The sequence below is a fragment of the Micromonospora globispora genome (genome assembly GCF_003857015.1).
Lineage (GTDB): Bacteria > Actinomycetota > Actinomycetes > Mycobacteriales > Micromonosporaceae > Micromonospora > Micromonospora globispora.
The window spans coordinates 1-3,109 of record NZ_QGGF01000565.1; the positions used below are offsets into that span (position 1 = coordinate 1).

A 3,109-nucleotide genomic window follows, 5' to 3' on the forward strand; every position below is an offset into this window, starting at 1 on the left:
GGTTAGGGGAGGAGGGGGTGGCGGACCACGTTTTCTTCGCGGCCGGGGCCTACGCCTACGACGCTGACCTTGGTGCCGCACAGTTCCTCGATGCGGGCGATGTAGCGGCGGGCGTTCTCGGGGAGCTCGTCCTCGGTCCTCGCCTTGGTGATGTCCTCCCACCAGCCGTCGAGCACTTCGTAGATCGGCGTGGCGTGGTGGAACTCGGTCTGGGTCATCGGCATGTCGTCGACCCGCTTGCCGTTGATCTCGTACGCGACGCAGATCGGGACCTTGGGAAGGCCGGTGAGCACGTCGAGCTTGGTGACGACCAGATCGGTGACGCCGTTCAGGCGGGACGCGTACCGGGCCACGACCGCGTCGAACCAGCCGGCGCGGCGCTCCCGGCCGGTGGTGGTGCCGTACTCGTGGCCGATCTTGACCAGGTGCTGGCCGTTGTCGTCGAAGAGCTCGGTCGGGAACGGCCCCGCGCCCACCCGGGTGGTGTACGCCTTGCTCACCGCGATCACCTTGGTGATCGCCGTCGGCGGAATGCCGGCACCAACGCACGCCCCACCTGCCGTCGGGTTCGACGAGGTGACGAAGGGGTACGTGCCGTGGTCCATGTCGAGCATGGTGGCCTGGGCGCCCTCCAGCAGCACGGTCTCGCCGCGGTCGAGCGCGTCCCAGAGCATGGCCCGGGTCTCCGCGATGTACGGCTTGAGCCGCTCCGCGTACTCCAGGTACTCGTCGATCGTCGCGTCGAGGTCGATCGCCTTGCGGTTGTAGACCTTGAACAGCACCTGGTTCTTCTCGCGCAGCGCGAGTTCCAGCTTCTTGCGCAGGATGCCCGGGTCGAGCAGGTCCTGGACCCGGATGCCCATCCGGGCGACCTTGTCGCCGTACGCCGGGCCGATGCCGCGGCCGGTGGTGCCGATCCGGGAGGAGCCGAGGTACCGCTCGACGACCCGGTCCAGCGCCCGGTGATGCGGCATGATCAGGTGCGCGTCGCCGGAGATGCGCAGCCGGGAGACGTCCACGCCCCGCTCGGACAGGCCGTCGATCTCCTCCAGCAGCACCTTCGGGTCGACCACCACGCCGTTGCCGATGACGATCATGGCGTTTGGGGAGAGCGCCCCGGACGGCATGAGGTGCAGGGCGTACTTCTGGCCGTCGGGCGTGATGACGGTGTGGCCGGCGTTGTTGCCGCCGGAGTAGCGCACGACGTAGTCGACCCGCTCACCCAGCAGGTCGGTAACCTTGCCCTTGCCCTCGTCGCCCCACTGAGCGCCGAGGAGCACGATCGCTGGCATCTTCTCCGCCTCCAGAAGGCTCGGGTGCCAGGTGGCGACCGGTTGGCGAGCCCGGGGTGTCAGGCTAACAAGTAGTGACGGCGCGGCTGGCAGGGGTCGCGGCGAGAGGCAGGAGGCCCTACCCGTGTACGACGTGGTGCTGCTGACCCTCGGGTCGGAGCGGGACGCTCCCGGTGGCGGCTGTGGCAGCGGTGAAGCCTGCTGCGGTGGCGCCGCCGAGGCCGCCGCGGAGAAGACTGAGGAGCGCTGCGAAACGCCGCGCGTACCGGTGCTGGCCTGCACGGACGCGCTGACCACGCGGGGTGCCCGGGTGGAGGCGGTCACCGCCCGCTCGGACGCCGACATCGACGCTGTGCTGGCCCGGCTCGACGGCCCGCCGCGCGAAGATGGCCTCACCTGGCCGGACCCGGATTCCAAGACCCGGCTGGTGGTCGCCACCGCCAGTGACGGACAGTTGCGCGCCGTGCTGCGCCGGCTGGTCCGCCGGTACGCCCCGCCGCCCAGCCGCCGCCCCGACGACCTGCCCGGCAACCGGACGGTGCCGGACCTGCCGCCGGTCGGCGTGCTCCCGCTGGACCCGGCCCGCAGCACCACGCATCGCGACCTGGCGGCGCAACTCGGGCTGCCCCGCGACCCCGCGACGGTGGCCGCGGCGGTGCTGGACGGCGCTCCCCGCCGGCTCGACCTGCTCCGCAACGACGGCGGCTCGGTGACCCTGGACGGCGCGCTGCTCGGTGCGGCCGACGACGCCGGACGGCCGCTGCACTGGCGCGGCCGGGTCGAGGTGGACGACGCCGTGCTCTCCGACGGCGAGGAACCGATCATGGCCTGCGCGGTGGGCAACGCCGGCGGGTACGCCCGCCTCGACGACGTGGCGCTGCTGGCCGACCCGGACCCGGCCGACGGCCGGCTGGAGGTGGCGGTGGCCGTTCCCGTGGTCACCCGGTCGGCGCTCGGCCGGAAGCGGGTACGACTCGAGGTGCGCCGGGCCCGGGGCCGGGCCGTGGCGGTCATCCCCCGCGACGAGAAGGTGCCCTTCCTCGACGACGGCGTCGAGGGCGAGCTGAGCCGGAAGCGGTCCTGGTGGATCGAGCCGGGCGCCTGGGCGGTCTGGACGATCTGACCCCGGTCGATCCCTCGGCGGGCCGGCGGCGCAACCGGACGGCCTATCCTCGGGCGGGAGGAATGGGGAGGAACCGTGGTGCACGAGAACGCCGACGCGGCCCACGTGCCGGGCCACCAGCCGGTACCCGAGCGGGACATCGAACCGCTCTGGCCACCCGATCCGGCCGACCCGGGCCACCCCTGGGCAGCGCCGACCCCGCCGCCGGCGGACGCGTGGACCCCCGCTGCCGCGACACCACCCGCGTCGCCGTCGCCTACCGACCCGAGCGCGGCCGGACCCCGGGCACAGCAGCTTGCCCCTGATGAACCGGCCCTGCCGGCACCTCGCGCACAGCAGCCGGCTCCTGACGAACCGGTCCTGCCGGAACCTCGGGCGGAGCAGCCGGTCGCTCCGAAGCCGGCCCTGCCGGGACCTCGGGCGGGGCAGCCGGCCGCGCCGGTCGACCTCGACCAGCCGTTCACCCTCGACCAGCCGGCGACCAGCCCATCTGCCGGGACGAATGGGCGGGGCGCGGGCGGATCACCCTGGGCGCAGCCACCGCAGCGGCCGACCAGCACAGAACAGCAGCCCGGTGCGCCGACAACGGCCGCAGCCACCGTCCCGCCGGCGGCCCCACACACCGGCGACCGGAGCGGCCCGGCGGCGAGCGCCGATGACGAGCGGTCCGGCGGGACGGCGGGCGCGCCGCAGC

2 protein-coding genes are annotated in these 3,109 nt (G+C 73.4%); one reads left to right on the top strand and one right to left on the bottom strand.

Annotation, left to right across the window (positions count from 1 at the left end):
- Positions 1 to 2 precede the first annotated feature (2 nt).
- Complete coding sequence (locus DKL51_RS28970; RefSeq protein ID WP_109964789.1) at positions 3 to 1,292, bottom strand: adenylosuccinate synthase; 1,290 nt, start codon at positions 1,290 to 1,292, stop codon at positions 3 to 5.
- A 124-nt stretch (positions 1,293 to 1,416) separates the two neighbouring features.
- Between DKL51_RS28970 and DKL51_RS28975 the strand changes: the two genes are divergently transcribed.
- Positions 1,417 to 2,415: a diacylglycerol kinase family protein gene (locus DKL51_RS28975; protein WP_109943859.1), complete on the top strand. Its 999-nt coding sequence runs from the start codon at positions 1,417 to 1,419 to the stop codon at positions 2,413 to 2,415.
- The last annotated feature ends 694 nt before the right edge of the window (positions 2,416 to 3,109 follow it).